The sequence below is a fragment of the Ruegeria sp. HKCCA0370 genome (assembly GCF_013033705.1).
Classification (GTDB): Bacteria; Pseudomonadota; Alphaproteobacteria; order Rhodobacterales; family Rhodobacteraceae; genus Ruegeria.
The window spans coordinates 1,061,306-1,087,083 of sequence record NZ_WQEP01000001.1 but is presented as its reverse complement, the minus strand read 5'-3'; the positions used below and the strand labels follow the sequence as shown (position 1 = coordinate 1,087,083).

General features: G+C 56.3%; 25 protein-coding genes. 11 read left to right on the top strand and 14 right to left on the bottom strand.

Annotated features, from left to right (window positions below; translation table 11 throughout):
• The 3 genes from GOW31_RS05500 to GOW31_RS05490 are packed head-to-tail and all read right to left on the bottom strand — an operon-like array spanning position 1 to position 2,274.
• Positions 1–918 (bottom strand): flavin reductase family protein, encoded by a 918-nt coding sequence (locus GOW31_RS05500; RefSeq protein WP_171168421.1) that lies wholly within the window; start codon positions 916–918, stop codon positions 1–3.
• Positions 915–1,703: an alpha/beta fold hydrolase gene (locus tag GOW31_RS05495; RefSeq protein ID WP_171168419.1), complete on the bottom strand. Its 789-nt coding sequence runs from the start codon at positions 1,701–1,703 to the stop codon at positions 915–917. The genes GOW31_RS05500 and GOW31_RS05495 overlap by 4 nt, the downstream gene beginning before the upstream one ends.
• On the bottom strand, positions 1,675–2,274 hold the full coding sequence (locus tag GOW31_RS05490) for an amino acid synthesis family protein (RefSeq protein WP_171168417.1): 600 nt from the start codon (positions 2,272–2,274) through the stop codon (positions 1,675–1,677). Before GOW31_RS05490 ends, GOW31_RS05495 begins: the two co-directional genes overlap by 29 nt.
• A gap of 106 nt (positions 2,275–2,380) precedes the next feature.
• Between GOW31_RS05490 and GOW31_RS05485 the strand changes: the two genes are divergently transcribed.
• Positions 2,381–3,223, top strand: coding sequence for a LysR family transcriptional regulator (locus GOW31_RS05485; protein ID WP_171168415.1), 843 nt, complete (start codon positions 2,381–2,383; stop codon positions 3,221–3,223).
• 33 nt (positions 3,224–3,256) lie between these two features.
• Here GOW31_RS05485 and GOW31_RS05480 read toward each other — a convergent pair whose 3' ends face one another.
• The gene (locus GOW31_RS05480; protein ID WP_171168413.1) at positions 3,257–4,441 is read right to left on the bottom strand and encodes a M24 family metallopeptidase; all 1,185 of its coding nucleotides are present in this window, start codon (positions 4,439–4,441) and stop codon (positions 3,257–3,259) included.
• Positions 4,442–4,635: 194 nt separating this feature from the next.
• Between GOW31_RS05480 and GOW31_RS05475 the strand changes: the two genes are divergently transcribed.
• From GOW31_RS05475 to GOW31_RS05445, 7 genes are all read left to right on the top strand, one after another.
• On the top strand, positions 4,636–5,781 hold the full coding sequence (locus tag GOW31_RS05475; RefSeq protein ID WP_171168411.1) for a Xaa-Pro peptidase family protein: 1,146 nt from the start codon (positions 4,636–4,638) through the stop codon (positions 5,779–5,781).
• Positions 5,778–6,488 carry an aspartate/glutamate racemase family protein gene (locus tag GOW31_RS05470; protein ID WP_171168409.1) on the top strand — a complete coding sequence of 237 codons (711 nt, stop codon included), beginning with the start codon at positions 5,778–5,780 and terminating at the stop codon, positions 6,486–6,488. Before GOW31_RS05475 ends, GOW31_RS05470 begins: the two co-directional genes overlap by 4 nt.
• Positions 6,489–6,625: 137 nt before the next feature.
• Positions 6,626–7,726: an ABC transporter ATP-binding protein gene (locus GOW31_RS05465; protein WP_171168407.1), complete on the top strand. Its 1,101-nt coding sequence runs from the start codon at positions 6,626–6,628 to the stop codon at positions 7,724–7,726.
• Between the two features lie 103 nt (positions 7,727–7,829).
• Positions 7,830–8,921 (top strand): extracellular solute-binding protein, encoded by a 1,092-nt coding sequence (locus GOW31_RS05460; protein ID WP_171168405.1) that lies wholly within the window; start codon positions 7,830–7,832, stop codon positions 8,919–8,921.
• 72 nt (positions 8,922–8,993) lie between these two features.
• Positions 8,994–10,268: an ABC transporter permease gene (locus tag GOW31_RS05455; protein WP_152457798.1), complete on the top strand. Its 1,275-nt coding sequence runs from the start codon at positions 8,994–8,996 to the stop codon at positions 10,266–10,268.
• A gap of 5 nt (positions 10,269–10,273) precedes the next feature.
• On the top strand, positions 10,274–11,485 hold the full coding sequence (locus GOW31_RS05450; protein ID WP_152457799.1) for an ABC transporter permease: 1,212 nt from the start codon (positions 10,274–10,276) through the stop codon (positions 11,483–11,485).
• Between the two features lie 163 nt (positions 11,486–11,648).
• Complete coding sequence (locus GOW31_RS05445) at positions 11,649–12,869, top strand: aminopeptidase P family protein (RefSeq protein ID WP_171168403.1); 1,221 nt, start codon at positions 11,649–11,651, stop codon at positions 12,867–12,869.
• Between the two features lie 33 nt (positions 12,870–12,902).
• Here the strand turns inward: GOW31_RS05445 and speB are convergent, their stop codons facing one another.
• Positions 12,903–13,877 carry an agmatinase gene (speB, locus tag GOW31_RS05440; RefSeq protein WP_171168401.1) on the bottom strand — a complete coding sequence of 325 codons (975 nt, stop codon included), beginning with the start codon at positions 13,875–13,877 and terminating at the stop codon, positions 12,903–12,905.
• 398 nt (positions 13,878–14,275) lie between these two features.
• On the opposite strand from speB, the gene GOW31_RS05435 reads away from it, so the two are divergent.
• Together GOW31_RS05435 and GOW31_RS05430 are read left to right on the top strand one after the other, a co-directional pair.
• A complete protein-coding gene (locus GOW31_RS05435) occupies positions 14,276–14,644 on the top strand; it encodes a group 1 truncated hemoglobin (protein WP_152457802.1) in 369 nt (122 codons plus the stop codon).
• The gene (locus GOW31_RS05430) at positions 14,641–15,699 is read left to right on the top strand and encodes an adenylate/guanylate cyclase domain-containing protein (RefSeq protein ID WP_171116220.1); all 1,059 of its coding nucleotides are present in this window, start codon (positions 14,641–14,643) and stop codon (positions 15,697–15,699) included. The genes GOW31_RS05435 and GOW31_RS05430 overlap by 4 nt, the downstream gene beginning before the upstream one ends.
• 5 nt (positions 15,700–15,704) lie before the next feature.
• Here the strand turns inward: GOW31_RS05430 and GOW31_RS05425 are convergent, their stop codons facing one another.
• The 9 genes from GOW31_RS05425 to guaA all read right to left on the bottom strand — a co-directional run bounded on the left by GOW31_RS05425 (position 15,705) and on the right by guaA (position 25,124).
• Complete coding sequence (locus GOW31_RS05425) at positions 15,705–16,319, bottom strand: TetR/AcrR family transcriptional regulator (protein WP_152457804.1); 615 nt, start codon at positions 16,317–16,319, stop codon at positions 15,705–15,707.
• A 113-nt stretch (positions 16,320–16,432) separates the two neighbouring features.
• A complete protein-coding gene (ppk2, locus tag GOW31_RS05420; RefSeq protein ID WP_171168399.1) occupies positions 16,433–17,302 on the bottom strand; it encodes a polyphosphate kinase 2 in 870 nt (289 codons plus the stop codon).
• Between the two features lie 49 nt (positions 17,303–17,351).
• Positions 17,352–18,305 (bottom strand): alpha/beta fold hydrolase, encoded by a 954-nt coding sequence (locus tag GOW31_RS05415; protein WP_171168397.1) that lies wholly within the window; start codon positions 18,303–18,305, stop codon positions 17,352–17,354.
• Complete coding sequence (gene metA / locus GOW31_RS05410; RefSeq protein ID WP_171168395.1) at positions 18,295–19,212, bottom strand: homoserine O-succinyltransferase; 918 nt, start codon at positions 19,210–19,212, stop codon at positions 18,295–18,297. Before metA ends, GOW31_RS05415 begins: the two co-directional genes overlap by 11 nt.
• Positions 19,213–19,248: 36 nt before the next feature.
• A complete protein-coding gene (locus GOW31_RS05405) occupies positions 19,249–20,121 on the bottom strand; it encodes an ATPase (RefSeq protein WP_171116212.1) in 873 nt (290 codons plus the stop codon).
• A 48-nt stretch (positions 20,122–20,169) separates the two neighbouring features.
• Positions 20,170–21,066 (bottom strand): DMT family transporter, encoded by an 897-nt coding sequence (locus GOW31_RS05400; RefSeq protein ID WP_171116209.1) that lies wholly within the window; start codon positions 21,064–21,066, stop codon positions 20,170–20,172.
• Between the two features lie 101 nt (positions 21,067–21,167).
• Positions 21,168–22,328, bottom strand: a complete 1,161-nt coding sequence (locus tag GOW31_RS05395; RefSeq protein ID WP_171116207.1) for an OmpP1/FadL family transporter — start codon at positions 22,326–22,328, stop codon at positions 21,168–21,170.
• A gap of 126 nt (positions 22,329–22,454) precedes the next feature.
• Positions 22,455–23,318 carry a DMT family transporter gene (locus GOW31_RS05390; RefSeq protein ID WP_171168686.1) on the bottom strand — a complete coding sequence of 288 codons (864 nt, stop codon included), beginning with the start codon at positions 23,316–23,318 and terminating at the stop codon, positions 22,455–22,457.
• Between the two features lie 246 nt (positions 23,319–23,564).
• Positions 23,565–25,124, bottom strand: coding sequence for a glutamine-hydrolyzing GMP synthase (gene guaA, locus GOW31_RS05385; protein ID WP_171168393.1), 1,560 nt, complete (start codon positions 25,122–25,124; stop codon positions 23,565–23,567).
• Positions 25,125–25,217: 93 nt separating this feature from the next.
• On the opposite strand from guaA, the gene GOW31_RS05380 reads away from it, so the two are divergent.
• Positions 25,218–25,667, top strand: coding sequence for an N-acetyltransferase (locus tag GOW31_RS05380; RefSeq protein ID WP_171168391.1), 450 nt, complete (start codon positions 25,218–25,220; stop codon positions 25,665–25,667).
• Positions 25,668–25,778: the final 111 nt, after the last annotated feature.

Below are 25,778 nucleotides of genomic sequence, written 5' to 3'. Positions count from 1 at the left end.
TCAGGTCCTTTCAGAAAAGCTGTGCACGTCGCCTTGCTGCGCACTGCCCAGATACAGTGAGAAGTCGCGGGTTCGGCTTTCCAGCGCGAAACGAGAAATCATGGTGGTGATTGGCGCCGTCGAGTAGCTAAGGGTTGCCAGGTCTTCAATCGCGACGGCCTCAAGCTTGCCATGTTTGGGAAGTTCCGGCGCATTTCCCAATATGTAGACATGATGCGCTGTGGCATCGTCATAGACCGAGTAGACCACGCCGAGACGTGCGTCGATGCCACGATCATGCAGATCCTGCCAAAGGCTGTCGCGCAACTGTCGACGGTCGGACAATGTGACCTGCGGCGGCCTGAAACCGGCATCCGTTTTCTCAAGCAGCACGCGGCCTTCGTGTTCGATGATTGCGCCACAGACGATCCTGCGCCCCGTCGGTTCAAGCGCGCCCCGTTCCAGCCCAAGGCTGAAGTACCGCCCGTTCGCGTAGCCCAGCGCCGGGCGGTCGTTGTGGGAATAGGTTTCGACCTGTCCGATCAGAACGCAATGGTCTCCTGCCTCGATCACCCGATGGGTCCGGCAGGAAAATGTCGCGACCGCGCCGTTGATCAAAGGGATCTCTCGCGCGTCGAGGTCATGGTCGGTTTTGGCGAACCGGTCACCTTTGAAGCCGGCGAAAGTGTTGGACACATCCTCTTGCCCCTCGGCCAGAACACTCACCGTGAAATGGGTGCAGGTCGAGAATTCGCCGTATGAAGACAAGTTCTTGCCGGGGCAAACGATCAACAGCGGCGGGTCGAGCGAAACCGAAGTGAAGGAATTTGCCGTGAAGCCCAGTGCCATGCCAGAGGCGTTGCGCGTGGTAACTACGGTCACGCCGGTCATGAATTTGCCAAATGCCCGCCGGAGGTCGCGGGGGTCGAGATCGGTCATGATTGCACCTCGCTTTGAAAGTTGGAGATGGCGGCGTTGACCTGAATTGCATGTGTCATCGGCATCATATGGGCCGCCCCATCGATGATCAGCGCGCGTCCGTTCGGGGTGACTTCGGCCATTCTACGCGACATGTGTGGGGTGGAGTTCGGCTCCTGACTGCCGGTTATGAACAGCGCGGGGCAGGCGAGTTTCTCCAGCGCGTCGCGCCGCGGATTTTGGCTTTGGGCAAAAACCGTATAGGCCAGCTTGTAAGCCGCCGGATCCATGGCCGTCAGCCAGTCGCGGCAGGCATCACGTTCAGGCGAACCGATGTCACCAAACCACCGGCGCAGCGTGCTGGTTGGATCAACCGGTGTTTCACCATCCAGTCCCGCAGCACGTTCCTGAACGGCCTGCGCTGCCTTTGCACTGCGTTCAAAAACGGCATTCATTGCCACGACGCCGCAAATCCGATCTGGCGCCTTGGCGGCAAGGTCCAACGCCATCATCGCGCCCATCGAGTGGCCGACAACAAGGACCGGCCCGTTCAGACTGCCCAGCACATTCCTTGCGGCTTCACTGTATTCCGACAGTTCCGTGCCGAAAAAACTCAGCGGGCTTTCTCCGTGACCGGGCATGTCCGGCGCTGTCAGGCGAGCTTCAGACGCCAACCCGTCCAGCTGCGCGCTCCAGGCTTCGGCCCGCAGGCCAACCCCGTGAAGCAACAGGATGTCCGGACCTGCGCCAGTTTGGATCGCGGCCAGCCCGCCGATTTCAGACCGCGGCCGGGTTGTCCACGTCATGGCCCAAATCCTTGAGATCCTGATACCGGTCGCCGATGCGGTGATGCGGTCTGCCCGAGGTTGCGGCCCCCAGCACGACGACAATTTCGTCGTCGCGCGGTGCGTCCGGGATCGAGAATTGAACGGTCAGGTAGTGAGAACGCCGCCCGGCATCGTTTTTGTCCATCAACGGCACCATGATCGGCGCATTTGCGGGGCCGCGCGTGTTCGTGAAAGCCAGATAGGATTTCGCGCTGACCGCCTGCCGGTAATGGTTGCCGAAGCGAAGGGTATGAATAATGCCCGAGGCGTGCTCGACCTCGCCATTCAGCCCGACGACGGCTGCCTTGCCATAGGCTTCGATTGCGTCGCCACTGCCGGCCAACGCGATCATGCGGTCCGTCATCATCTTTCCCAGTACGGGGCCATATGCGTGGATTTCCGGTTTAAGGTCTTCGACATATCGACCCGCCCAGGGATTGGCAATCACTGCGGCCACGGCAAACATGCGCCATGGGATTTCCGCAGGGCGAAATCCCTCGACAAGAACTTCCTCGTCGTAGGTAACAATCTTGCGTATTTCCGGCTTCATCACACCTCTCCTGTCGCGCAGGGAGAAAGTAGAAACGGGTGTGGTTTTTGACAAATGATTGAATTATGTGCTTTCGCATTAGAAAGATTAATGGCTAACTTGATCAATGGGAAAATCACTTCCTCCGCTGACCTGGTTCCGATCCTTCGAGGCAGCAGCCCGGACCCTGAGTTTTACTGCGGCTGCCGAGGAAATAGGCCTGACTCAGTCAGCCGTCAGTCAGCAGGTGAAATCCCTTGAGATGCGTCTGGGGACAGCACTTTTTGTAAGGCATCCGCGCAGTCTGGCCCTGACGGATGCCGGGCGAAAACTGTTACCCGAAGTCGGCAGCGCGCTTGAGGCGCTTGCCGCCGCCGCCGGAAGGGCCGACGCAAGCGCGCCAGGAGATGTCCTGACGGTGGCCACATCTGTCAGCGTCGCGCAATGGGTCATCGCCCCAAACCTCGCGGACTTCACCGCACGCAATCCAGAGATCAGCGTGCGGCTGCTCAGTGCAATCTGGCCTGACGATTTTCACGCGTCGCAAGCTGATGTTCAGGTCAGGTTCGGGTCAGAAAAACAAGTGGGCAGGGGGGCCGAGCGCCTGAGACCTGACAGGCTTGTCGCTGTCAAGGCGCCGACGCTTGCCGGGGATCCGTTTGACCTTCCCCTGATAGAAGCAGTCGGCACGTCCAGTGGATGGAAGACGTGGCTCGACAAGCAGGGCGTGCAGCGGCAGCCTGCTGTTTTCGTCGATACGTTCGGCATGGCGCTTCATTTGGCCGTTCATGGCAGCGGGGTTGCCCTGATCAGCGAGTTTCTGGCGAAACATGCGATGGCAACCGGTCTTGTCGAAAGCGCACATGACAGTACTGTCGAATGCAACGAAGGGTATTATCTTTCCGCCGATGCCAGCAATCCGGCGGCCGCATTGTTTCGTGACTGGTTGATTGAACAGATACGGGTTTGATCCGGCGCGGGCCTGCAATCGTTCGTGCACCTGTCAGGGCTTGACGAATATTTTGCGTGGTCGTTTGCACAGACACTCGGCCGGACCGTTTTCATCGATCAGGATGGTCTCGGTGATCGCAAGCCCCCAATCATCCATCCATAGCCCGGGCATAAAGTGAAATGTCATGCCAGCTTCGAGGATCGTATTGTCTTCGTCCCGCAACGAGATCGTGCGCTCGCCCCAGTCCGGAGGATAGCTGAGGCCGACAGGATAGCCGCAGCGGGCACCGCGTTCGATCCCCGCACGTTCGAGAGGCGCCGCCAGCGCTTTGGCGATATCTTTTGCGCGATTGCCGGGGCGCGCAGCCTCCAGACCCGCCTCCAACCCCTCGACCAAGGCCGCCTCGGCCCTTCTAAGATGATCAGGCGGTTGACCCAGAAATACCGACCGGCAGAACGGAGCATGATATCGGCGATAGCAGCCGGAGAGTTCGAAGAAGGTGCATTCACCCGATTTGAACACATCTCCATTCCAGGTCAAATGCGGCGCGGCGGCGTCTGAGCCGGACGGCAAAAGTGGTACGATGGCCGCGTAATCCCCCCAGTCATCCCCGACGCCCGTTATTGCGTCATGGTATATCTGTGCGACCAGCTCGTTCTTGCGCAGGCCGGGTTCAACGCGTTCAAGCACGCCGTCAGTCACGAATTCTGAAATTCGGGCCGCCTTGCGCATCAGGGCGATTTCTTCGTCGGATTTCACGACCCGTTGCCAGTTGACCAAGGCCGTTGCATCCATCAGCGTCGCCTCGGGCAGTTCCGTTGTTAGTGTAATATGGGCTTTGGCCGAGTAATAATAATTGTCCAGCTCCACCCCAATTCGGCTTTGGCCGTGTCCGCAGTCCGCAATAAGCTGGGCCAGATCCTGCATTGGATGCCGTGTGGTCGACTGCACGAAGTGATCCGCGTATCCGAAAACCCGATCGTCCCCCATCCACACCGTGCGCAGCGCACCGTTTGCATCCTGCCGGCGCCCCCACCAGATCGGGTCCGCGTCAAGAAAGATCAAGGCACCTTGGTGAACGTAAAAAGACCAGCCCTCATAACCGGTGAGCCATCCGATGTTCGAAGGGTCTTCGACAAAAAGGCAGTCAATTCCATTTGCGGCCATCGCCTTTCGGGTCTTGGCAAGACGGCGATCATATTCCACCCGGCTGAAGGCTGGATCAGAGTGGGTCATTGGCGCCTCCGGTCAACAAAAGACTTTGGTTGACAGAACCCTACCGATCCGCTCACGTCAACGAACGAAAATTCAGGGGGCTGCATGAAAGCCGATATCAATCTACACCGAACAGGCCATAGCACCGGGCCATTCAAGCGGTGTCGTTTCAACGGTTCAGCCTGCATGCGGCGCCCCACCTCTGAGGTCGCCGGATGAGAGGGTTCGAGCCAGCAGAGTTCGCAGCGCGCACCGAACGCGCACAGGTGATGATGAATGCCGCTGGCCTGTCGGCGCTGCTGCTGACCACGGAAACCGACGTGCGTTACTTTACCGGATACCTGACCAGATTCTGGGAAAGCCCGACCCGCCCGTGGTTCCTGATCCTGCCTGTGGCCGGTAAACCGGTTGCGGTTATCCCCTCGATCGGCGCCTCGTTGATGGGGCAAACCTGGATCGACGACATCCGAACGTGGAGCTCACCCGACCTTCAGGATGACGGCGTCTCGCTTTTGACGGATGCCCTGACGGAATTGACACCCCTCACAGGCCGTATTGGAATGCCCGATGGTCACGAGACGCACGCGCGTATGCCCATGTCGGATATTGAACGCCTGCGAAACAGGCTCGGTTCGCGCCACATCACCGGAGATCACGGTGTTTTGCGCCAACTTCGCATAGTCAAATCCGAGGCGGAAATCGCCAAGATCGAAACCGCATGCGCCATAGCCGGTCGGGCCTTCGCCCGAGTTCCCGAGATTGCTCGGGCAGGCGTGCCTTTGGATGAAGTATTTCGCGGTTTCCAGATACTCTGTCTGGAAGAGGGTGCCGACTGGGTGCCGTATCTCGCAGGTGGGGCAGAGCAGGGCGGTTACTCTGACGTAATATCGCCGGCGTCTTCGTCCCCCTTGGAGGATGGCGATGTACTGATGCTTGATACCGGCTTGGTCTGGGATGGCTATTTCAGTGACTTCGACCGCAACTGGTCGGTCGGCCCAGCAAATCCGGACGTGAAATCTGCTTACGCTAGGCTGATTGAGGCGTCTGACGCTGCTTTCGAAATCGCCCGCCCCGGCGCCACCGCAGCAGAGCTGTTTCATGCCATGAACACCGTGCTGACCAAGGCATCCGAAAGCACAGATGCCGGTCGGTTGGGGCACGGGTTGGGAATGTCGCTGACCGAATGGCCGTCGCTCATCCCGACGGACCAGACAGTTCTTGAGCCAGGCATGGTGCTGACCTTGGAGCCGGGCATTGCCGTTGGTGGCAAGATCTTGGTTCACGAAGAAAACATCGTCGTAACAGACGATGTTCCGCGCTTTATCAGCCCGCGTATCGGGCCGGAGATGATCCAGCTATGACCTACGTGCCGTACACGCTTGACAAGGACGACCCGCAAGCCCCGCCGCTTGGATTGATTGTTCTTCAGGTCGACGAGACGATTGAGCCGGAATTCAGCACGATTTTCTCGGACCGGAAAAACCCGTTGTATGTAACACGGATACCCAGCGGCATTGAAGTGACACCGGAAACCCTGGCCGAGATGGAAGAGGCCCTGCCGGCGGCGGCGGGATTGCTGCCCAGCGCGCGTCCTTTCCGGGTGGTGGGTTATGGCTGCACGTCCGCAAGTTCCGTCATTGGATCAGAACGTGTGGAGGAACTTGTCAAACAGTCGTGCAATACAAAAGAGGTTACGAACCCTTTGCGCGCGGCCACGGCCTGCGCCGCGGATCTTGGCGTGTCCAGGTTTGCGCTGCTGTCGCCTTATGTCGAAGAGGTCAACGCACCGCTGCGTGCCGCGTTTTCAGAAAACGGAATAACCATGGATGTTTTCGGGACATTCGGGCAGGCCGAAGAGGCAAAGGTTGCTCGGATTTCGGTGCAGTCCGTGATCGAAGCTGCGACAGAATTGGGATCTGATCCGTCGGTAGAAGCGGTATTCATTAGCTGCACCAACCTTCGGACCATTGAAGCAATCCCTGAGATTCGCAAACGGATTGGTAAGCCTGTTCTTTCAAGCAATCAAAGTCTTGCATGGCATATGGGTCGCCTCAATCTTGCTGATTGAAACAGCAAATATGATATGAATATTCGCAAAAGCGTCATCTAATGTTGCCAAGTGCCTACTGCATGGTCTTAACTGCTGACTACAGATCAATGAAATCCGCAACTCTCGGATAATCATTTGACGCAACAGGGGGTCTTGTGACCGACACAAATACTGATGCCGCGTTTGTTGAATTCCAACGCGTACAAAAATCTTATGATGGCGAGAATCTCGTTGTCAAAGATCTCAACCTTGCAATGCCTAAAGGCGAATTCCTGACCATGCTCGGGCCGTCCGGGTCTGGAAAGACTACCTGCCTTATGATGCTTGCCGGATTCGAAACCGCCACACATGGCGAAATCCTTCTTGACGGGAAGCCAATCAACAATATCCCTCCACACAAGCGTGGGATTGGCATGGTCTTCCAGAACTACGCCCTGTTTCCGCATATGACGGTGGCCGAAAACCTTTCATTCCCCTTGGAAGTCCGCAAATTGGGCAAGTCTGAACGGGATGAAAAGGTTCAGCGCGCCCTGGACATGGTTCAGATGGGTGCGTTTGGTGGGCGACGCCCGGCTCAGTTGTCTGGCGGTCAGCAACAACGAATAGCCTTGGCGCGCGCCTTGGTTTTCGAACCCGAACTGGTGTTGATGGATGAACCCCTGGGCGCACTGGACAAACAGCTGCGCGAGCATATGCAGTTTGAAATCACGCGTCTTGCGCATGAGCTTGGAATTACCACGGTCTATGTGACGCATGACCAGACCGAAGCGTTGACTATGTCGGATCGTGTCGCTGTGTTCGACGACGGCCGTATTCAGCAGCTTGCACCGCCTGATCAACTTTATGAAGAACCAGAAAACAGCTTTGTTGCCCAATTCATCGGGGAAAACAACACCTTGGAAGGTGTCATTAAATCGATTGATGGCGACACATGCCTTGTCCAAATTGATGATGGCTCTGAAATTGACGCGGTTCCGATCAATGTTCGCAATCCGGGCGAAAGGACAAAGGTGTCAATCCGGCCTGAGCGGGTGGAATTCAACAAGGATCGCTTGCACGCCGATGCTCATACGCTGAAAGCGACTGTCAAAGAGTTCATCTACATGGGTGACGTATTCCGTTTCCGCATGTCCGTTGCCGGAAATGATGAGTTCATCGTCAAGACCCGGAACGCGCCAGACGCAATCCGCCTGTCCCCGGGGCAGGAGATCGAGATCGGCTGGCTGGCTCAGGATTGTCGTGCGCTCGACGCATAGGCCAAGTCGCGCGGAACAAGCGCGACCTCACTGAGGGACCGGCTGGTGAAAACCCGTGCATCAGTCGACCACACACATAAACGGGAAGAACTGGGAGTAATTCATGAAGAAAACCAAAACATTGTTGACAGCAGCTGCAGTTGGGGCGGTTGCCGGCGGTGCGTTCGCCGAGGAGATGACGATCGTTTCCTGGGGCGGCGCTTATTCCAAATCGCAGCTGAAGGCGTATCACGAGCCCTATTCTGAAAAGACAGGTGTCACCATCCTGAATGATGACAGCTCAGCCGAAGCGGTTGCAAAACTGCGCGCGATGAACGAAGCCGGCAATATCACCTGGGACGTGGTCGATGTTGTGGCCGCAGACGCAATTCGTCTGTGTGACGAAGGGCTTGCGCTGGAAATCGACTTTGACACCCAGCTTGCCCCCGCGCCGGATGGCACACCTGCCTCCGAAGATTTCGGCGACCTGTTGGTCAGCGACTGCTTTATTCCGCAGATCGTGTACTCAACCACCTTCGGTTACCGTACTGACCTGGTCGGCGATACACCCCCAACCGATATCTGCGCTGTGTTCGATCTGGAAGCTTACCCCGGCAAGCGCTCGTTGGAAAAACGCCCGATCAACAATATGGAATGGGCCCTTTTGTGCGATGGCGTCGCGAAGGATGATGTCTATGACGTTCTGGCCACTCCGGAAGGTCAGGATCAGGCGCTGGCCAAGCTGGACACCATCAAAGACAGCGTTGTCTGGTGGTCTGCGGGTGCCGACACGCCGCAGCTGCTGGCCGATGGAGAGGTTGTCATGGGTTCTACCTATAACGGCCGTTTGTTCAGCGTAATCGAAGAGCAGAAGCAGCCGGTCGCCATGCTTTGGGACGCTCAGGTGTTCGATCTGGATGGTTGGATCATTCCCGCTGGTCTGAGCGAAGAGCGTCAGAAGCGCGCGCTGGACTACATCATGTTCGCGACCGATACCCAGCGTCTGGCGGATCAGGCCAAGTACATCTCGTACGGCCCGGCCCGTGCATCGTCGGCTCCGCTGGTGGGTAAGCATGCCGAACTGGGTATCGATATGGCACCCCATATGCCAACCGATCCGGAAAACGCCAAGAACACGTTCCTGTACAACTATGAGTTCTGGGCGGACTACCGTGACGACATCGACGCCAAATTCCAGGCGTGGCTGGCGCAATAATCCAGTTTTGAATTGGTGACACTGTCAGGGGCGGGAAACTGCCCCTGACCCCAAAAAAGCCAAGGGGCAACAATGACCGACGCCACCCAAAACGCGGGCCCTATGCTGGCCGCTGATGGAACACCGCTCAAGCAGTCGCTGGCGCGGTCGCTACGCAGGCAAAAGCTCCGGGCGTTGCTGTTGGTTGCTCCGCTTCTCCTCTTTGTCCTGTTTTCATTCATCGTTCCCATTGCATCGATGCTGTTCAGGTCCGTTGAAAACAGTATCGTGTCCGACACGCTTCCCTTGACCGTAGAAGCCCTGAACAACTGGGACGAGCAGTCAGGTGAGTTGCCGGGTGAGGATGTATACGAGGCCTTTGTCCGCGACATGATTGTTGCGATTGACAACAAAGAGCACACAAGGCTCGGTTCGCGTTTGAACTACGAAGAGACTGGCATGTCTTCGATGTTCCGCAGATCCGGGCGCCAGATCAAAAAACTGGACCCTGAAACGGATGGGCCGTTCAAGGAAAAATTGATCGAGATTCATGACGGATGGGGAGATCCGCAAACCTGGCGAGTGATCAAGACCCACTCACCAGCGATTACCAATGGTTACTTCCTGAATGCCGTCGATATGCGCAGAACCCCGGAAGGCGCACAGGCCCAACCCGAAGACAAGCAGATCCTGATCAAGCTTTTTGGACGTACTCTGTTCATGTCGCTCGTAATAACAGGTGCTTGTATCCTGCTTGCTTATCCTGTCAGTTATTTGTTGGCGACACTTCCAATGCGGGTATCGAACCTGTTGATGATACTTGTCCTTTTGCCCTTCTGGACGTCCCTTCTGGTTCGAACGTCAGCCTGGAAGGTCATGTTGCAGCAACAGGGGGTTATTAACGATACCCTCGTTTGGTTAGGACTGGTCGCTGATGACGCTCGCCTGATCATAATCAACAACCAGATCGGCACCATCATCGCGATGACACACATCCTTTTGCCGTTCATGATCCTGCCAATGTATTCGGTGATGCAGACCATTCCGCCGTCTTACACGCGTGCGGCCAAATCCATGGGTGCAACGAACTGGACGACGTTCTGGCGCATCTACTTCCCGCAATCCGTGCCCGGAATCGGTGCCGGTTCGATCCTCGTGTTCATTCTGGCGATTGGGTACTACATCACGCCCGAGATCGTGGGCGGCACCAAGGGCGTCTTCATCTCGAACCGGATTGCCTATCACATCTCGTCCTCACTGAACTGGGGGCTGGCTGCGGCCTTGGGTACGATCCTTCTGGCGGTCGTGCTGTTGCTCTACTGGGTCTACGACAAGATCGTGGGCATCGATAACGTGAAGTTGGGATAATCAAGATGGCAGCACTGACACCGATATCCCGCAAACCCATGTCCATGGTTTTGCCCAGTGTCGCACTAGCCGGGGCATTTGCCGGCATTTTCGTCGGGGCCGGAAATGGTTCGGTCCTTCTGGGCATACTGGGTGGAGCCGTCCTGATCGCGGGGCTGGCCTGGGTCTACATAAATATCGTGAAGAACGAAAACCTCGCACGCTTGATCAATATCATCGGATTCGGTGTCGTGGGTTTTTTAGTGGCCGGGTTGATGGGCGGTGTATTGGGGCTGCTCGGCGGCTGGTTTTTCGCCTGGTTTATCTATTGGTTGTACGAGGGGCGGTATAGGCGCAAGCTGCTGCCGTATCTCACGGCACAACAGGTTTTCTATCACTACCTGTTTCGCGTGATCTGTGGTGCGATCTTCGTTTTTCTGATCACGCCGATTCTGGTGGTGTTGCCGTTGTCTTTCAACGCGCAGGACTTCTTTACCTTCACGCCCGAGATGCTGCGGCTTGATCCGGAAGGCTATTCGCTGAAGCATTACCGAGATTTCTTCACCAACAACGAATGGCAACGCAGCTTCAAGAATTCGCTGATCATCGCGCCGATTGCGACGGTTATCTCGGTAACGTTAGGAACGCTGGCCGCGATCGGGCTCAGCCAGTCTCACGTTCCAGGACGCCGTGCGATCATGGGAATTCTGATTTCGCCGATGATTGTTCCGCTGATCATCTCGGCGACGGGTATGTTCTTTTTCTACAGTGATATCGGACGTTTCCTCGAAGGTACACTTGGCATGAACAAGAACTTCGTAGGCTATCTGAAAGTTATCCTGGCCCACGCAGTGCTAGGTATTCCCTTTGTGATCATCACCGTGACGGCGACCCTGGTGGGCTTTGATCGATCTCTGACACGGGCGGCGGCCAATATGGGCGCAGGGCCCGTTAGGACCTTCTTCAAGATACAAATGCCGTTGATATTACCGGGCGTAATCTCGGGCGGCCTGTTTGCCTTCATCACATCGTTCGACGAAGTGGTCGTGGTCTTGTTTGTGGGCTCCGCCTCGCAAAAGACATTGCCGTGGCAGATGTTCACCGGCCTGCGGGAACAGATCAGTCCAACCATTCTGGCGGTCGCGACAATCCTTGTGGTCCTATCCATTGCCCTGCTGACGACGGTTGAACTGTTGCGGCGTCGGTCGGAGCGTCTGCGGGGCCTTTCGCCCGCTTGACGCAGCAAATCGTCTGATCTAACGATTCACCTGTTCATCTCTGCCGCGATGGCGTCGCGGCGACTACCGAGGTGATCGGCTCTCGGACCCCGAGACCGCCTGTCCTGAACGCCGGGACATGTGGCCGGGAAAATGCATGCCCGGCATAGATGAGAGACCAAGGATGACTGACATTTCTAACCGCCCTCAGTTCTTCACCTGCCATAATGGCGACAAGGCCCCGTTGCCGTTCAGCAAAGCCGAATATGACCGCCGTCTTGGCAAGCTGCGCGCGATCATGGCCCAGCGGGATATACCGGTAGTGCTGCTGACATCGATGCAGAACATCGCCTATTATTCAGGCTTTCTGTACTGTGCGTTCGGGCGCCCCTATGGCTGTGTTGTGACCCAGGACAAATGCACCACCGTTTCTGCCAATATTGATGCCGGGCAACCCTGGCGCCGGTCGGTTGAAGACAATGTGATCTATACGGACTGGAAACGCGACAACTACTGGCGGGCAGTTGCAAGTCTGATCGGGAATGCAAAGCGGATCGGCATCGAAGGCGACCACATGACGCTTGCAGCGCGCGACACGGCGCTGAACACGCTGGACAAGCCAGAGTTGGTTGACATCGCGGCCGACACCATGGCCGCGCGGATGATCAAATCCGCTGAAGAGATCGAATTGATCAAGGGTGGAGCGCGCACGGCCGATGTGGGTGGTGCTGCGATCCATGCCGCAATCCGCGAAGGCGCAACCGAAATCGAAATCGCGATGGCTGGTCGAGACGCGATGGAAGTGGAAATCGCGCGGGCCTATCCGGATGCCGAATACCGCGACACATGGGTTTGGTTTCAGTCGGGTTTGAACACCGACGGCGCGCATAACCCGGTCACCAAACGCGCGTTGCAAAAAGGTGATATCCTGTCGCTGAACACCTTTCCGATGATCTCGGGCTATTACACCGCCCTGGAGCGGACCCTGTTTCTGGGCGAGCCGGATGCCGACAGCCTGCGCCTGTGGAAGGCCAATGTGGCCGCGCATGAACTTGGATTGAGCCTGATCAAACCCGGTGCCACATGTTCCGGTATCACCGCCGAGATCAACCGGTTCTTTGCCGACGAAGGCCTGCTTCAATATCGTTCCTTCGGCTATGGGCACTCGTTTGGTGTTCTGAGCCACTACTATGGTCGCGAAGCCGGTCTGGAACTCCGCGAAGACATCGACACAGTGCTGGAACCCGGCATGGTGGTCTCGATCGAGCCGATGCTGTGGATCCCCGAAGGCCAGCCCGGTGCAGGCGGTTACAGGGAACACGATATTTTGGTGGTGGGCGAAGACGGAGCCGAAAACATCACAGGCTTCCCCTACGGGCCGGGACACAACATTATCGACGCCTGAGGTTTGGGGTGGAGCTTCCGCTCCACCCGCTTTTCACGCGCGTCGGGCACGTTCGTGAAAAATGAAACCCAGAAAATTCAACAGCAGCTGCGCCGCCAGAATCTGAGTGCTTTCAGTGGGGTCGTAAGCGGGGGCCACCTCGACCAGATCGATGCCCACCACGTCACCCCTTTTCGCCAGCCCCTGAAGGATTTCCAGAATGTCGTAATACAAAAAACCTCCATGGCTCGGAGTTCCGGTTCCGGGCGCGATCGAGGGGCAGAACGCATCGATATCGATCGTTACATAGTACCGTTTGCCTTCGGGAATGCGGTCAAGAACAGCCTCTGTTCCCAATCTGCGAACCTGCCGCACGGACAGGATGTCCGATCCGCGCGCACGCGCGTCGTCATACCCTTCCTTGGCGGTGGACGATACGTTTCGAATGCCCAGCTGGGTCATCCCTGAAACATAGTCTTTCTCGATCGCGCGGCGCATGGGATTTCCGTGCCCGTTGGTGACGCCGTGACGTTCATCTACAAAGTCCAAATGCGCATCGATTTGAACAACATGGATCGGGCCGTTTTCGGCGCAGTCGCTTTCAAATGCGGAAATGCAGGGGATGTTGATCGAGTGATCACCGCCAATCACCAGCGGAAGTGCCCCGGCCTCGAGAATTTTTTGCACGCCAAAGGCTATGTTCTTGTGGCTCGTCTCGGTCTTGGTGTGGACAATATCCGCATCGCCCAGGTCGACGATCCGAACCGAGCTGTCCAGATAGGTCGCGTCATCCTCATGATCATAGGCGCCGGCATGGCCAAAACTGAAAAGTGTCGATGCCTCTCGCACGGCCCGAGGACCAAAACGCGCGCCGGGGCGCCACTGAGTTCCAAAGTCGAACGGCGCGCCGAGCGCGCAAACGTCGGCGTCAATTTTGTCCCAGTTCTCGACATATGGAGATTTTGCGAAGGTCGATATTCCGACAAAAGGAAGATTCAGTCGCCCGGACGCATATCCATGTTCCTGCACTTTTGGTCCTTTCGATGGTTAAGCCATTTTTTGCATGTGAACATGAGGACACGCCGTATTGAAACCAAATTCTCTTTGAACGGCTACTTCTGGGGGGACCAGAGGAAAATTTCCTCCAGAAGGGCGGGCTGTTTGCGTTCAAAGCTGATCCGGCCCAGCCCATCAGAGCGCTTTAAGATCAGTCAATAGATAATCCCGCTTGGTGTAACTTTCCTTCGTTTCCCATTCTCAAAGAACGTATGAAGGGTCCTCTTCGGCCTCAGCGATGCTCTGGCAGGTTTTCCTGTGCGGAAAGACGGTTTTGGATCCTTCCGGGCCAGAAAATCATAAGCGTTAACAAAAATATCGATTTGATATAATGTTGTGGGGTTATTGATTGTTAACGCGCGGGTATTCGTGTGGCACAGACACTTTATGAAAAATATGGCGGTTTTAAAACGATCAGCCGGGTCGTGATGACCTTCTATGAAATGGCGTTGGATTCGGATGAGATCGGCCATCATTTCGAAGACATTGATATGCCGCGCCTGATCGACCATCAAACCAAGTTCGTTTCGTCCTTGATCGGCGGGCCGGCATCCTTCAGTGATGACAGGATCGAAGCAGTTCATCGGCATCTAAACATTTCGCACAACGAGTTCGACGTCATGGCCGAGCTGTTTGGCGACGCGCTGAGTCAGCATGGCATGTCCGATGGAGACATCAAAACTGCGCTGACCGCAATCGAAGGCAAACGTTCGATCATAGTCACTCGGAACGCGGCATGAGCATTCTGGCGATAAACGAGCAATTGCTCCGTGCGATCGGAGTCGGCGTCGCCGTGGTGCGCGCATCCGACCTGCAATTCGTTTTTCACAACGGGCCTTTCACGGAGTGGTTCGGCACTCCTGAAAAAGGGAGTACCCTAAGCGACGTTCTGTCGGATCTCGACCCCAAAGAACTGGAGGATGTAAAGCAGTCCGGCCTTCGGTACTCGGTCGAATTGCAGATAAAGCCGAAACGCAGGACCTTGATTTTTGCTGTCACGGTCTCACTGGCAAATGGCTTGTCCGAGCAGGTGCTGATTGTGGAATGTCAGAACATCACCCGCATTCGCGAATTGGAAAGCATGATCGACAGCTATTCCACCATGGTCGAGCGCAACACCCGAGAGCTTGAGCGCGAAAAGGAAAGAGTGGAACGCCTGTTGCTGAACCTGATGCCCCGAGCCGTGTATGAAGAGTTCAAGACGTTCGGCGTTGTCACACCGCAGCTGTATCAGCAGGTTTCGGTAGTGATGCTGGATTTTGTCGGGTTCACGGATTTTGCGGCCAAGACCGACCCGACGGTCACCTTGAGTGAACTGAACGACATCTTCACGGCCTTTGACCGGATCGTGGAACAATTCGGGTGTGAGCGGATCAAAACGATCGGAGATGCTTATCTGGCCGTGTCAGGTATGCCAGATCCAACACCGGATCATGCGACCGCCGTGGCGCATTGTGCGGTAAGGTTCCTGCGCTATCTCGAACGCCGCAACGAAAGCCATCCGCATAAGTGGCAGGCGCGGATCGGATTGGGGATGGGTGCGGCGGTCGGATCGGTCGTGGGCATTCAGAAATATGTCTATGACGTGTTTGGCCCTGCCGTAAACATCGCGTCCCGGTTGCAGGTCTTTGCCAACCCCATGAACATCGTGGCCCCGGAAGAGATGAAATATGCCCTGATTGACGAGTTTCAGGTCTCGGAGCTTGGGTGCGTTGATATCAAGGGCATGGGTGAGATGGATCTGATCAATGTGACATCGGGCTTGAGTATGCCTCAGGGCAGTCGTTCGTTCTGACCGCGTCACTCGTCCTGGGGGATCAGGCCCAAACCGCGCAGGTAGATGCCGATACCGCTTTCCAGCAAATCTTCGGGAGGAAAAGGCGAAGTTGCGCCGGTATTTCGGGCATACAGCTCGACGACTCCGTGGCTCATCGCCCAGATATGGGCGCTGAACATCGACGCGGGCGGGCGCTTGTCAGGCGGAATATGTTGGGACAAGTCCGCTGCCGCTTTTTCAAGAACGGCCTTCGCCCGGTTGGCTGCCAGGGACAGTTCGGGTGTCCGGTTCAGGGAAATTCCGCTTTCGAACATGGCGATGTAATGCCCGGGATTTTTGCGCGCAAAGGCCAGATATGCACGCCCCGTTGCTTCAAAAGCGGCAAGGGCTGAAGGCTGTCCCTCGTCATAGGCGTATTGCATCAGGTCTGCGAACATCTCAAACCCCTGCCGTGCGGCTTCGGCAATCAGGTCCTCGCGCCCTTGAAAATGACGATAGACGGCGGCAGGCGTGACACCGGCCGTTTTGGCCGCCTCGGACAGCGTGAAACCGGTCGGGCCCTTGTCTTCGATCAGGGACAAGGCAGCCTCGATCAGGGCTTGCTTCAGGTTTCCGTGGTGATAACCGCGTTTCGTCATCCCGGCCTCAGTTGCATTGATTGCGTGTTGGAAGACAAGGACATAGACCACCGACGCATTGTCGTCCAATACATGATCGTGAAGCCATCGACGGGGCAGGGCAGAGAGACAATTTATGCCTCCCACATATCCGGGCCACCGCAGATACGGGTATCAATCTCGCCGATACTGTTCTTGTCGTTCTCAACATAGTCCAAGGCATGCAGAACCGTTCGGATGGCCGCAAGGCGCGCGCGTTTTTTGTCGTCAGAACGCACAATTGTCCACGGGCAGGCATCAGAATGCGACCGGGTCAGGGTTTCCGAGATCGACTGCGTGTATTCATCCCATTTGTTCAGCCCTGCGACGTCGATCGCGCTGAGCTTCCAATGCTTCAAAGGGTCGTTTTCGCGCGCCAGAAAACGGTTCAGTTGTTCTGCGCGCCCGACATTGAGCCAGAACTTGAACAAATGGATGCCGTCATTCACCAGGCCCGTTTCAAGCGGCAGGACCTGACGGAAGAACCTCTCACGCTGTTCCTGAGTGCAGAAGCCAAAGACATTCTCGACGACACCTCGATTGTACCAGCTGCGATCAAAGAACACGATCTCTCCAGCGGCGGGAAGATGCGGGATGTAGCGCTGAAAATACCATTGGCTGCGTTCGGCGTCTGATGGTTTGGCCAGCGCAACGTTGCGCGCGCCGCGCGGGTTCAGGTTTTCGCGAAACCGTTTGATGGTGCCACCTTTGCCGGCGGCATCGCGACCTTCGAATATGATGGCAACCCGCTGGTCGGTTTCCTTGACCCAGGATTGCATTTTGACCAATTCAATCTGAAGCAGGTCCATCTGCTCATCATAATCTTTGGTCTTCATTTTTTCGGAATACGGGTAGGTCGGGTTCAGAATATCGCCCTTTTTCGCGTTTTGAATCTCTTCCCGTACAGATTTGGGCGCGTCTTTCTGAAAATACTTCTCGATAGAGCCTTTTCCTGACCGGGCCATATGTCACCTCGCGATAAAATCCATATCTGACTATGGATTAGAGCGTGGGTTAACGCAAACCCGCGCGCTGCGCCGCGCGATCAATCGCGGCGGCAACCTCGGGCGCTGCGACCACCTGTGGCATATGGCCGACACCCGGTAGCTCGATCAACTCGGCCCCGGGGATCTGTTCGATCAGGCGTTCAGAATGCCATTCAAGACCAACGGTGTCGTCGGCCGTTCCGTGGATGATTTCCGTCGGAACGGAGATTTCGCTATATCTGGGTTGCAGTCGGGTAATTTCGTCCAGCAGGTTGGCGCGCTGCTTGGCGTTTGCATGCATCGAGCCACGCCGGATCGTCAGCCCGGGCCCGAAATGTTCCGCATAACCTTCGGGCGCCGTTTGCGGTGCAAAAACTTTGTCCAACGCCTGTGTGACGTACCATTCGGGCACGAAAGAGCTGATCAAGGGCAAGGCCAGCAGATTGCCCGCCGTGGTTGACGCAAGCCGGTTGAACCCATCCAAGGGCGTTTCCCATGGGATAGCGGCTGGGGCGATCAGAACCAGAGCCGAGATATTCTCGGGTCGGGTCACGGCCCAGGCCAGCGAGACCGATCCGCCATAGCTCTGCCCGGCCACGATGGGTTTTTCCGCACCAAGCTGAGCCGCCGCCCGTTGCAGGATATCCGCCTGTTCAATGATGGTTTCGCCATCCGGATTGAAGCTTTCGGAATAGCCCAGGCCCGGTCGGTCAAAAACGATCACGCGGTATGACTTGGCCAGAATGGGGGCCAGCGCAAAGGTCATGTCGCGCGTGTTCCCGCTGGAACCGTGGATCAGAACGACATCAGGGCCGTCCCCCATGACCACGGCGTGCACGGCGATGCCGCCCACATCCAGAAACCGACCCTCGGGGGGGAAAGCCGCCTCGGCCAGCGCTTCGTTCCGGGCGCTGCGCCAGGTTGTCAGTATGACAAGGCCCAGAACGGCCAAGCCAAGGGATATCAGGGCTTTAGTGGCCAATTTTCGTTATGTCGAAAGGCGTGGTCTGATAGATTTCGTTGATCCAGTTGCCGTACAGCAGATGTGCATGACTGCGCCACCGGTTCTGCGGCGTTTTGGATGGATCATCATCAGGGTAATAGTTTATCGGCACGTTGATAGGCGTGCCGTTGCTGACGTCCCGATCATATTCCTGTTTCAGCGTATCACTGTCGTATTCGAAGTGATTGAATATATACAGCGCGCGATGGCCGGGATCTTCGACCAGACAGGGGCCGACATCGTCGCTGCCCAACAGGGTCCTCAGCCCGGGTGCGCGATCGATTTCATCCTGTTTCATTTCCGTCCATCGACTGACCGGAACTACGCAGTCATCCGAGAAACCGCGCAGGAACGGAGACGCCGGATCCAGGTTGCGATGCCGGAAACACCCAAAGGCTTTTGCGTCCAGCATGTGTTTTTTGACACCGTGAAAATGGTTGATCATCGCCATCCCGCCCCAGCACACACCAAAGGTGGAATGTACGTTGGTTTGGGTCCAGTCGAAGATCTCGCTGATTTCGTCCCAATAGGTGACATCATGAAATTCCAGATGTTCGATCGGGGCACCGGTGATGATCAGGCCGTCGAGTTTCTGATCCTTGATCTCCTGAAACGGGCGATAGAACTCGGACATATGCTCGGCGGCGGTGTTCTTGGTCCGGTGTTCGGTCATGCGGATCAAAGACAGATCGATCTGCAACGGGGTCGCCCCGATCAGACGCGCGAACTGGTTTTCGGTCTGGATTTTCTTGGGCATCAGGTTCAGCAAACCGATGCGCAGCGGGCGGATGTCCTGACGCATTGCCTGATCTTCGTCCATGACCATGACGCCCTCTTTGGTCAAGACGTCAAAAGCAGGCAGTTCCGATGGGATTTTGATGGGCATGTGTCAGGCTTCTAAGAGATCAGTGAAAACTGATAGTTAGGCGTTGTTGCGCGTGGTCTCAAGTGTGTGTTCGATCAACTCATCGAAATCGGCGGCATCGCGAATTTTTCCGATGTCGTTGGCGGCAATCGTCACGCCCCAGTTATTCGCCATGGCTTCGTAACGCGGCTGGCGGTGTGCCAAGGCCTGTGCATAGGTCCAACGGACGAAATCATCGGGATCCACATCCGCTTCTGAACAGCCTTGCAGGTCCAGATAATCTGTCCACGCCTTGGTCAGGAATTCGGCCTGATAGGACATCGGCTTTGGGGCTTTGTCAAAACGGCGTACAAGCTCTGCCGTGTGTTCCTCATCCCCCTTCAGCCAGATCATCAGGGTGTGTTGCGAAAGTTGGGACAGTACCCGATCGTTCGGATCTTCGGGGTCTACCCATTCGCAGATCGATCCACCGGTGTCGCAGATGAAATGGGGGTATTTGTACAAACGCTCGGCCCGGTCGATGAAATACTCGGTATCCAGCAGCGCGTGTATTTCGGCCAGCCGAAACTGTTCCTGCCTGCGGCGGTATTCCGGCATCTCCAATCCGCCAAGGGCAGGGTTGCCCGGTTTGCCCAGATAGGCTGCGACCGGAGTCAGATTCGCGAACGAGATATTAGAGCCGATGTAAATGGAATCCGACAGGAGCAGGTCACGCAAGAACGGGACTTTCATCGCCTCGGCCTTCGCATTGTCGGTGATGTACTCGCCCATGTACCGGGTGCCGATGCGATAGTCGATCGAGTAGTGAAACCAGTTCCCCGAGTCCCGAAGTATGTTCGAGACATATGTCTTGCCCAGACCGGACATGCCAAAGAACAGCACCTTCTTGCGGCTTGCCGTGCGCCAGTCTTTGGCTGAATTGTAGATCATCTTGTGCTGTCCCTTTTTTGCCTTTGCTAAATCGGGCAGCGCACGGCGTCAATCACGGCGGCCAGCTCGGTTCAATACCAGAAGACCCATGGCAAGGATGACAAAGCCGAAATAGGCATTCGGCGGCAGCGCTTCGTTCCGCAGAATTGCGCCAAGCACGATGGCGACAGGAGGGATAACAAGCGTCACCAGCATCAGGTTGCCGCTGCCCGCCATTGCCAGGACTCGATAGTACAAAAGATATGCCCCCGCTGTTGCCACAATGGCGTAATAGCCAATCGCAACCCAGGTAATCGCGGGTAGGGCAAGTGTTGGCACCCCGTCCGTCATGAGCGCCAGCGGCAGGATCAGCACAGTCGAACCGGTCAGCATTCCTGCTGCCGCGACTACGGGATGAAGGTCAGACAGATGATGCCGCGCCCAAGCCGCCGCAAAAGCATACGACAGCGTTCCGGCCAACACGGCAAGCTGCGCTGTGTTTTGCAGGCTGAAAGACGTGAAGGTCTTTAGTCCGATCGTGATCGAGACACCGAGAAAACCCAAAACGACTCCGATAACCCGGGCTTGTGTCAAACGCTCATCTTTGAAAAACAGCGCCGCAACCAGAACGCCAAAGATGGCTGTGGTCGCGTTCAGAATGGCCGTAAGACCAGAATCGATGTAAAGCTGACCCCATGCCATCAAGCTGAACGGGATGACATTGTTCAGCAATCCCATGATCAGAAATGCACCCCAGATGCGCACAGAGCGGGGCAGCGAAAGCCCCTTGCCCCAAGCCACCAGCCACAGCACCAGCATCGCCCAGAACGTGCGGTGCAGAACCGATGTCATAACGGGAATGGAGTCCAGAGCGATCCGGATGGCTACAAAGGATGCGCCCCAGATGACGGCCAGAAGAAGAAGCTCGACCCAGGCGCGCCGAGAAAGGTGTTTTTGCGTGTTCATGGCCGCACAATTTCATTCATTCGACAGATATACGACCCGAAACCTGCGCATAAAAAAGGCCCCGCTGATACAGCGGAGCCTAAGATGAAAACACCTTGGATTTAGTTCAGAGCGTAAGTGATCTGAAACCCAACACTCCAGGCGCTATTGCCGCTGAAGGTGGCTGTTTGCCCAAAGGCGCCATCTGCCGTTGCATCACCGATGTCAGTGTAGCGTACGCCACCGGAAATTTTGGCATTCTCCAACGAATATGTTCCGCCCAGACCAACGCTCCAGAACCCGTCGGTCGGGCCGAGGTTGGATACAGGAGTACCCTGAGAAGACTCATAGCCTAGTGTTACAGCACCGCTGAACTCTTCCGAGAATTGATACCCCAAGCCCAACGAATAGGTGAAGGTCGCATCGTCGTAGTCAACAAGGTTGCTGGTCGGCGGGTAGTTTGGCGGGTTGTACACCAGCTGTGGCCAGTCGACCCAACGAACGGAACCAAACAACAGCGTTTTAGGCGCGACGCCCGTCTGGAAGTCCAGGTTGATCGACTGGGGCGTCTCAATTTCGCTGTTTGTGTTGAAGGTGGCCACGGTCCCGGGTGGAATCGGAGGGAACGGTGGTGGGTTCAGAGATTCTGTTTGCGATAGATCGTGGCTGATCTTGGAGTTGTATGTCAGTGACACACGTGCTGCGATTTCCGGTTTCTCCCATGCAACCCCGATAACGTAGCCGAATGCAGTGTCGGCATTGGTGTCAACCTGGTACCCTGCTGCAAGCGGGACGGTGACAGAAGCCTTCACACGCTGTGCTCGAATACCGCCGATTGCGCTGAACCCGCCATCGAATTTGTAACGCAGCAATGCCGTAATGGCGTCCGTGTCTGCTGTAGCCCTCAAAACATCGGTACGACCACCCGGAATAGGGTTGATCGAAAGAGGGTAGGTGTTTGCGTATTCAATGTCGGCCCCAAAGGGCTGGTCATACATGATCGCGAAATCGAGCTTTTCGGTCAGTGACGTTTTATAACCCAGATGCGGTGTGAAAAAGTCGTTCGCAACTTCTCCGGAATCGACCGGCTGCCCGATGTTTGGTCCAGCCAAAGCAGGCATGGTGCCCGTTACGCTGGGGTTGGTGTATCCCAACCGGAACTGGACTGCTGACCCTTCTTCGAAGATCAGGTTGATGCCCTGACCACTTCGATCCAGGCCGCCTGCGTATCCTGCCGTCGCTCCAACACACAAAGCGCAGGTCGCGAGTAGTGTTTTTTTCATTCTGTCCTCCCTAACAATCTCAGGCGGGTTTCAATGGCGTTTGGCTGAGTGTTACGAACGCCTATCCCGTGTATGATGAGCGATACTCTCTTTTTGGTTACTTTAAGGTCAACTGGTGACGGTGCGTTACGTATTGCGACTACTGTTTTCAACTGTTGCTAAACTGTTACGGCTTTCAGACCAGATATTCAGGAATATTCCTGAAAAGATGATCGCCGCACCGATCAGAACCCAATGGTCAATGGGTTCGTGGTACAGGATCATTCCGACCACAGCGATGGTCGGAAGCCTCGCAAAATCAAATGGGATCACAACTGTCGCCGGGGCGATCGCCAGCGCGTTGGTAATGCAGAAATGTGCCAGCAGCCCCGCCAGACCGACCAGAACCAAAAACGGAGCGGTTTGCGCCGTGGGCAAGGCAATCTGCCCATCAAAACCGGCTGCGATGGCCCCAAGCACCGCCTGCATGGAAGTAAGCCAGAAAACGATGCACCCGATGCTGGCAAAACGAGTGAGGTTTTTTGTTGTAATCGTTGTAAATGCGAAGAAAATCGCAGACGCGGCTGCGGTAGCAAGGCCAGGGCTTAAAGGCGCACTGCCTGGGCGCGTGACAATCAGAACACCAGCAAAACCGATAAGTGCTGCCGTTATTTTGAGGGGCGTCAGACGTTCGTTCAGCAGCAGCGGCGACAGCAGGATCACCCAAAGCGGCTGTGTGAATTCCAGCGCGAATACCTGCGCCAGAGGCGCAACAGCGACCGCATAGAACCAAAGATTCTGCCCTGTGAAATGCAGGGTGTTTCGCAGGGCGTGCAACCCCAGGCGTTGCGTGGAAACCTGAATCCAACCTCCTGTGGCCGTGAGTACGAGGGCGACAACAAGAAACCCGACGAGGCTTCGATACATCATGATCTCGAAGGTGTCGTGCACGAGGCTCAATTCGCGACCGGCAACCGCCATCGAGGAGAAGGACGCGATGGCTCCGGTCATCCACAAGGCGGCCTTGAATGTGTTTTTTTGTGTCTGATTCACGTACCGCACCCCGGCCTGGCCGCGCGGTCGCGGCCCCGGTACCGGGGCTTTCGCTACGCGATCAATAAGATTGAATTCGTTGAATCATTGAAACGCTTATGAAGCGTCAGGTTCAAGGCCGTGCCCGGCTTTTTCAGGCACGACTAGGGCAGATTTCCCGGGATCGGGTCGTTTTGGCGTCGACCGAGGTTGCGTTTTACCGGATCATTCCCACTCGATGGTTCCGGGGGGTTTCGAGGTGACGTCATATGTGCACCGGTTGATGCCTTTGACCTCGTTGATGATCCGGGTTGCCGTTTCGCCAAGGAACTCATGGCTGAACGGATAGTAATCCGCCGTCATCCCATCGACCGAGGTGACGGCCCGCAACGCACAGGCATAGTCATAGGTGCGCCCGTCGCCCATCACGCCGACGGTGCGGACGGGAAGGATGGCGACGAAAGCCTGCCAGATGTCATCATAAAGCCCGTGTTTGCGGATCTGATCGATGTAGATCGCGTCGGCCTCGCGCAGAATCTCCAGCTTTTCGCGGGTGATCTCGCCTGGGCAGCGAATGGCCAGACCCGGTCCGGGGAAGGGGTGGCGCCCGATGAAGCTCTGCGGCAGACCAAGCTCGCGACCCAAGGCGCGGACCTCATCCTTGAACAATTCACGCAGCGGTTCGACCAGTTTCAAGCCCATCTTTTCCGGCAGGCCACCCACGTTGTGGTGGGACTTGATCGTTACGGAAGGCCCGCCCGAGAACGACACCGATTCGATCACATCGGGATAGAGAGTGCCCTGAGCCAGGAATTCGGCGCCGTCGATGGTATCGGCGTGTTTCTGGAACACATCGATGAACAGTTTTCCGATGATTTTGCGTTTGGTCTCGGGGTCGCTCTGACCTTCCAGTTCGCCAAGGAACAACTCGGATTCGTCGGCGTGGATCAACTGAATGTTGTAGTTGTCCCGGAACATGCCAACGACTTCTTCGGCTTCATTCTTGCGCAGCAGCCCATGGTCGACAAAGACGCAAGTCAGCTGATCCCCGATTGCTTCGTGAATAAGGATCGCGGCAACCGAGCTGTCGACGCCACCGGACAATCCGCAAATGACCTTTTTGTCTCCAACTTGTTCGCGGATCTTGCGGATCATCTCTTCGCGATAGGCACCCATGGTCCAGTCGCCCTTGAACCCGGCCAGCTTTACGAAGTTCTCATACAGTTTCGCGCCTTTTGGCGTATGGTGTACCTCGGGGTGAAACTGCACGGCATAGAAGTGCCGCGATGGATCGGCCGTGATCGCATAAGGTGCGTTGGGCGAGGTTCCGAATACCTCGAACCCCGGTGCGATTTCACTGACATGGTCGCCATGGCTCATCCAGACTTGTTCATCGCCGTCCGCGAACCAGCCTTCCAGGATATCCAGTTTGTCTTTCGGTGTAACAAAGGCCCGACCAAACTCGGCTGTGCCATGGCCGCTTTCGACCTTGCCGCCAAGCTGATGCATCATCACCTGCTGGCCATAGCAGATGCCCAGAATCGGAACGCCGTAATCAAAAATCTCTTGCGGGGCGCGGGGCGAGCCCTCGCGCGTCACGCTGTCCGGGCCGCCCGAGAAAATCACGGCGCGTGGCGCCATTTCCCGCACGAAACCCATCGTGACATTCTGGTAAGGGTGAATTTCACAATAGACATTCAGCTCGCGCAGGCGGCGGGCGATAAGCTGCGTAACCTGGCTGCCGAAGTCGATGATCAGAAGGCGGTCGTGGGATGTCTGGGTCATAACCGGCTCATAAGTTGCAAGCCTTGCATGTGCAAGCGGTATGGCGTCATTTGGAGCAAAAGCTGAGTCAAACCGGCGGAAAGATCAGGTGCCATGTCAAAGATCGAGTTCAGAACGGCTGCTGTGGTGGATGCGGATGAGGTAACGCGGTGCCTGGAAAGGGCTTATGCAAATGCAATAAGCCGGATCGAAGATCTGCCGGACGTTACTGCCGGAATCGCGGATGACATCAAGACCCACCGCGTCGTGCTTGCGATATCCGGCGGTATAGTCGGGGTCATCGTTTTTGACCAGGTTGACGACGCAATCATGGTGTTCAACCTTGCGGTTGCGCCCGAAGCCCAAGGGCAGGGGGTTGCGCGGCGATTGATGCAGTTTGCCGAAGAAGAGGCAATGTTGCGCAAACTATCCAAGTTGAAGTTGCGAACTCATAAAATGATGAAAGACACGATTGCGATGTATCGGCACATGGGCTGGAAAGTGACGGATCAGGCGGGCAGCGGCCTTACCATGGAGAAAGCGTTGGCGGTCGATCCTGACTGACCGGTTGCTTCTTGGTGGGGCGGCAATGTCGCTTTTCCCCCCAGAGCGCCGCAATCCCTATGCTTGAGTTCCGGCAAACCTGTATCAAAACGCTCAATCTAACCAATCAGA

Coding starts and splice junctions, on each gene's coding strand:
- GOW31_RS05500 (WP_171168421.1), bottom strand. CDS start 918: ATGACCGATCTCGACCCCCGCGACCTCCGGCGGGCATTTGGCAAATTC.
- GOW31_RS05495 (WP_171168419.1), bottom strand. CDS start 1,703: ATGACGTGGACAACCCGGCCGCGGTCTGAAATCGGCGGGCTGGCCGCG.
- GOW31_RS05490 (WP_171168417.1), bottom strand. CDS start 2,274: ATGAAGCCGGAAATACGCAAGATTGTTACCTACGACGAGGAAGTTCTT.
- GOW31_RS05485 (WP_171168415.1), top strand. CDS start 2,381: ATGGGAAAATCACTTCCTCCGCTGACCTGGTTCCGATCCTTCGAGGCA.
- GOW31_RS05480 (WP_171168413.1), bottom strand. CDS start 4,441: ATGACCCACTCTGATCCAGCCTTCAGCCGGGTGGAATATGATCGCCGT.
- GOW31_RS05475 (WP_171168411.1), top strand. CDS start 4,636: ATGAGAGGGTTCGAGCCAGCAGAGTTCGCAGCGCGCACCGAACGCGCA.
- GOW31_RS05470 (WP_171168409.1), top strand. CDS start 5,778: ATGACCTACGTGCCGTACACGCTTGACAAGGACGACCCGCAAGCCCCG.
- GOW31_RS05460 (WP_171168405.1), top strand. CDS start 7,830: ATGAAGAAAACCAAAACATTGTTGACAGCAGCTGCAGTTGGGGCGGTT.
- GOW31_RS05455 (WP_152457798.1), top strand. CDS start 8,994: ATGACCGACGCCACCCAAAACGCGGGCCCTATGCTGGCCGCTGATGGA.
- GOW31_RS05450 (WP_152457799.1), top strand. CDS start 10,274: ATGGCAGCACTGACACCGATATCCCGCAAACCCATGTCCATGGTTTTG.
- GOW31_RS05445 (WP_171168403.1), top strand. CDS start 11,649: ATGACTGACATTTCTAACCGCCCTCAGTTCTTCACCTGCCATAATGGC.
- GOW31_RS05430 (WP_171116220.1), top strand. CDS start 14,641: ATGAGCATTCTGGCGATAAACGAGCAATTGCTCCGTGCGATCGGAGTC.
- GOW31_RS05425 (WP_152457804.1), bottom strand. CDS start 16,319: ATGACGAAACGCGGTTATCACCACGGAAACCTGAAGCAAGCCCTGATC.
- ppk2 (WP_171168399.1), bottom strand. CDS start 17,302: ATGGCCCGGTCAGGAAAAGGCTCTATCGAGAAGTATTTTCAGAAAGAC.
- metA (WP_171168395.1), bottom strand. CDS start 19,212: ATGCCCATCAAAATCCCATCGGAACTGCCTGCTTTTGACGTCTTGACC.
- GOW31_RS05405 (WP_171116212.1), bottom strand. CDS start 20,121: ATGATCTACAATTCAGCCAAAGACTGGCGCACGGCAAGCCGCAAGAAG.
- GOW31_RS05400 (WP_171116209.1), bottom strand. CDS start 21,066: ATGAACACGCAAAAACACCTTTCTCGGCGCGCCTGGGTCGAGCTTCTT.
- GOW31_RS05395 (WP_171116207.1), bottom strand. CDS start 22,328: ATGAAAAAAACACTACTCGCGACCTGCGCTTTGTGTGTTGGAGCGACG.
- GOW31_RS05390 (WP_171168686.1), bottom strand. CDS start 23,318: ATGACCGGAGCCATCGCGTCCTTCTCCTCGATGGCGGTTGCCGGTCGC.
- guaA (WP_171168393.1), bottom strand. CDS start 25,124: ATGACCCAGACATCCCACGACCGCCTTCTGATCATCGACTTCGGCAGC.
- GOW31_RS05380 (WP_171168391.1), top strand. CDS start 25,218: ATGTCAAAGATCGAGTTCAGAACGGCTGCTGTGGTGGATGCGGATGAG.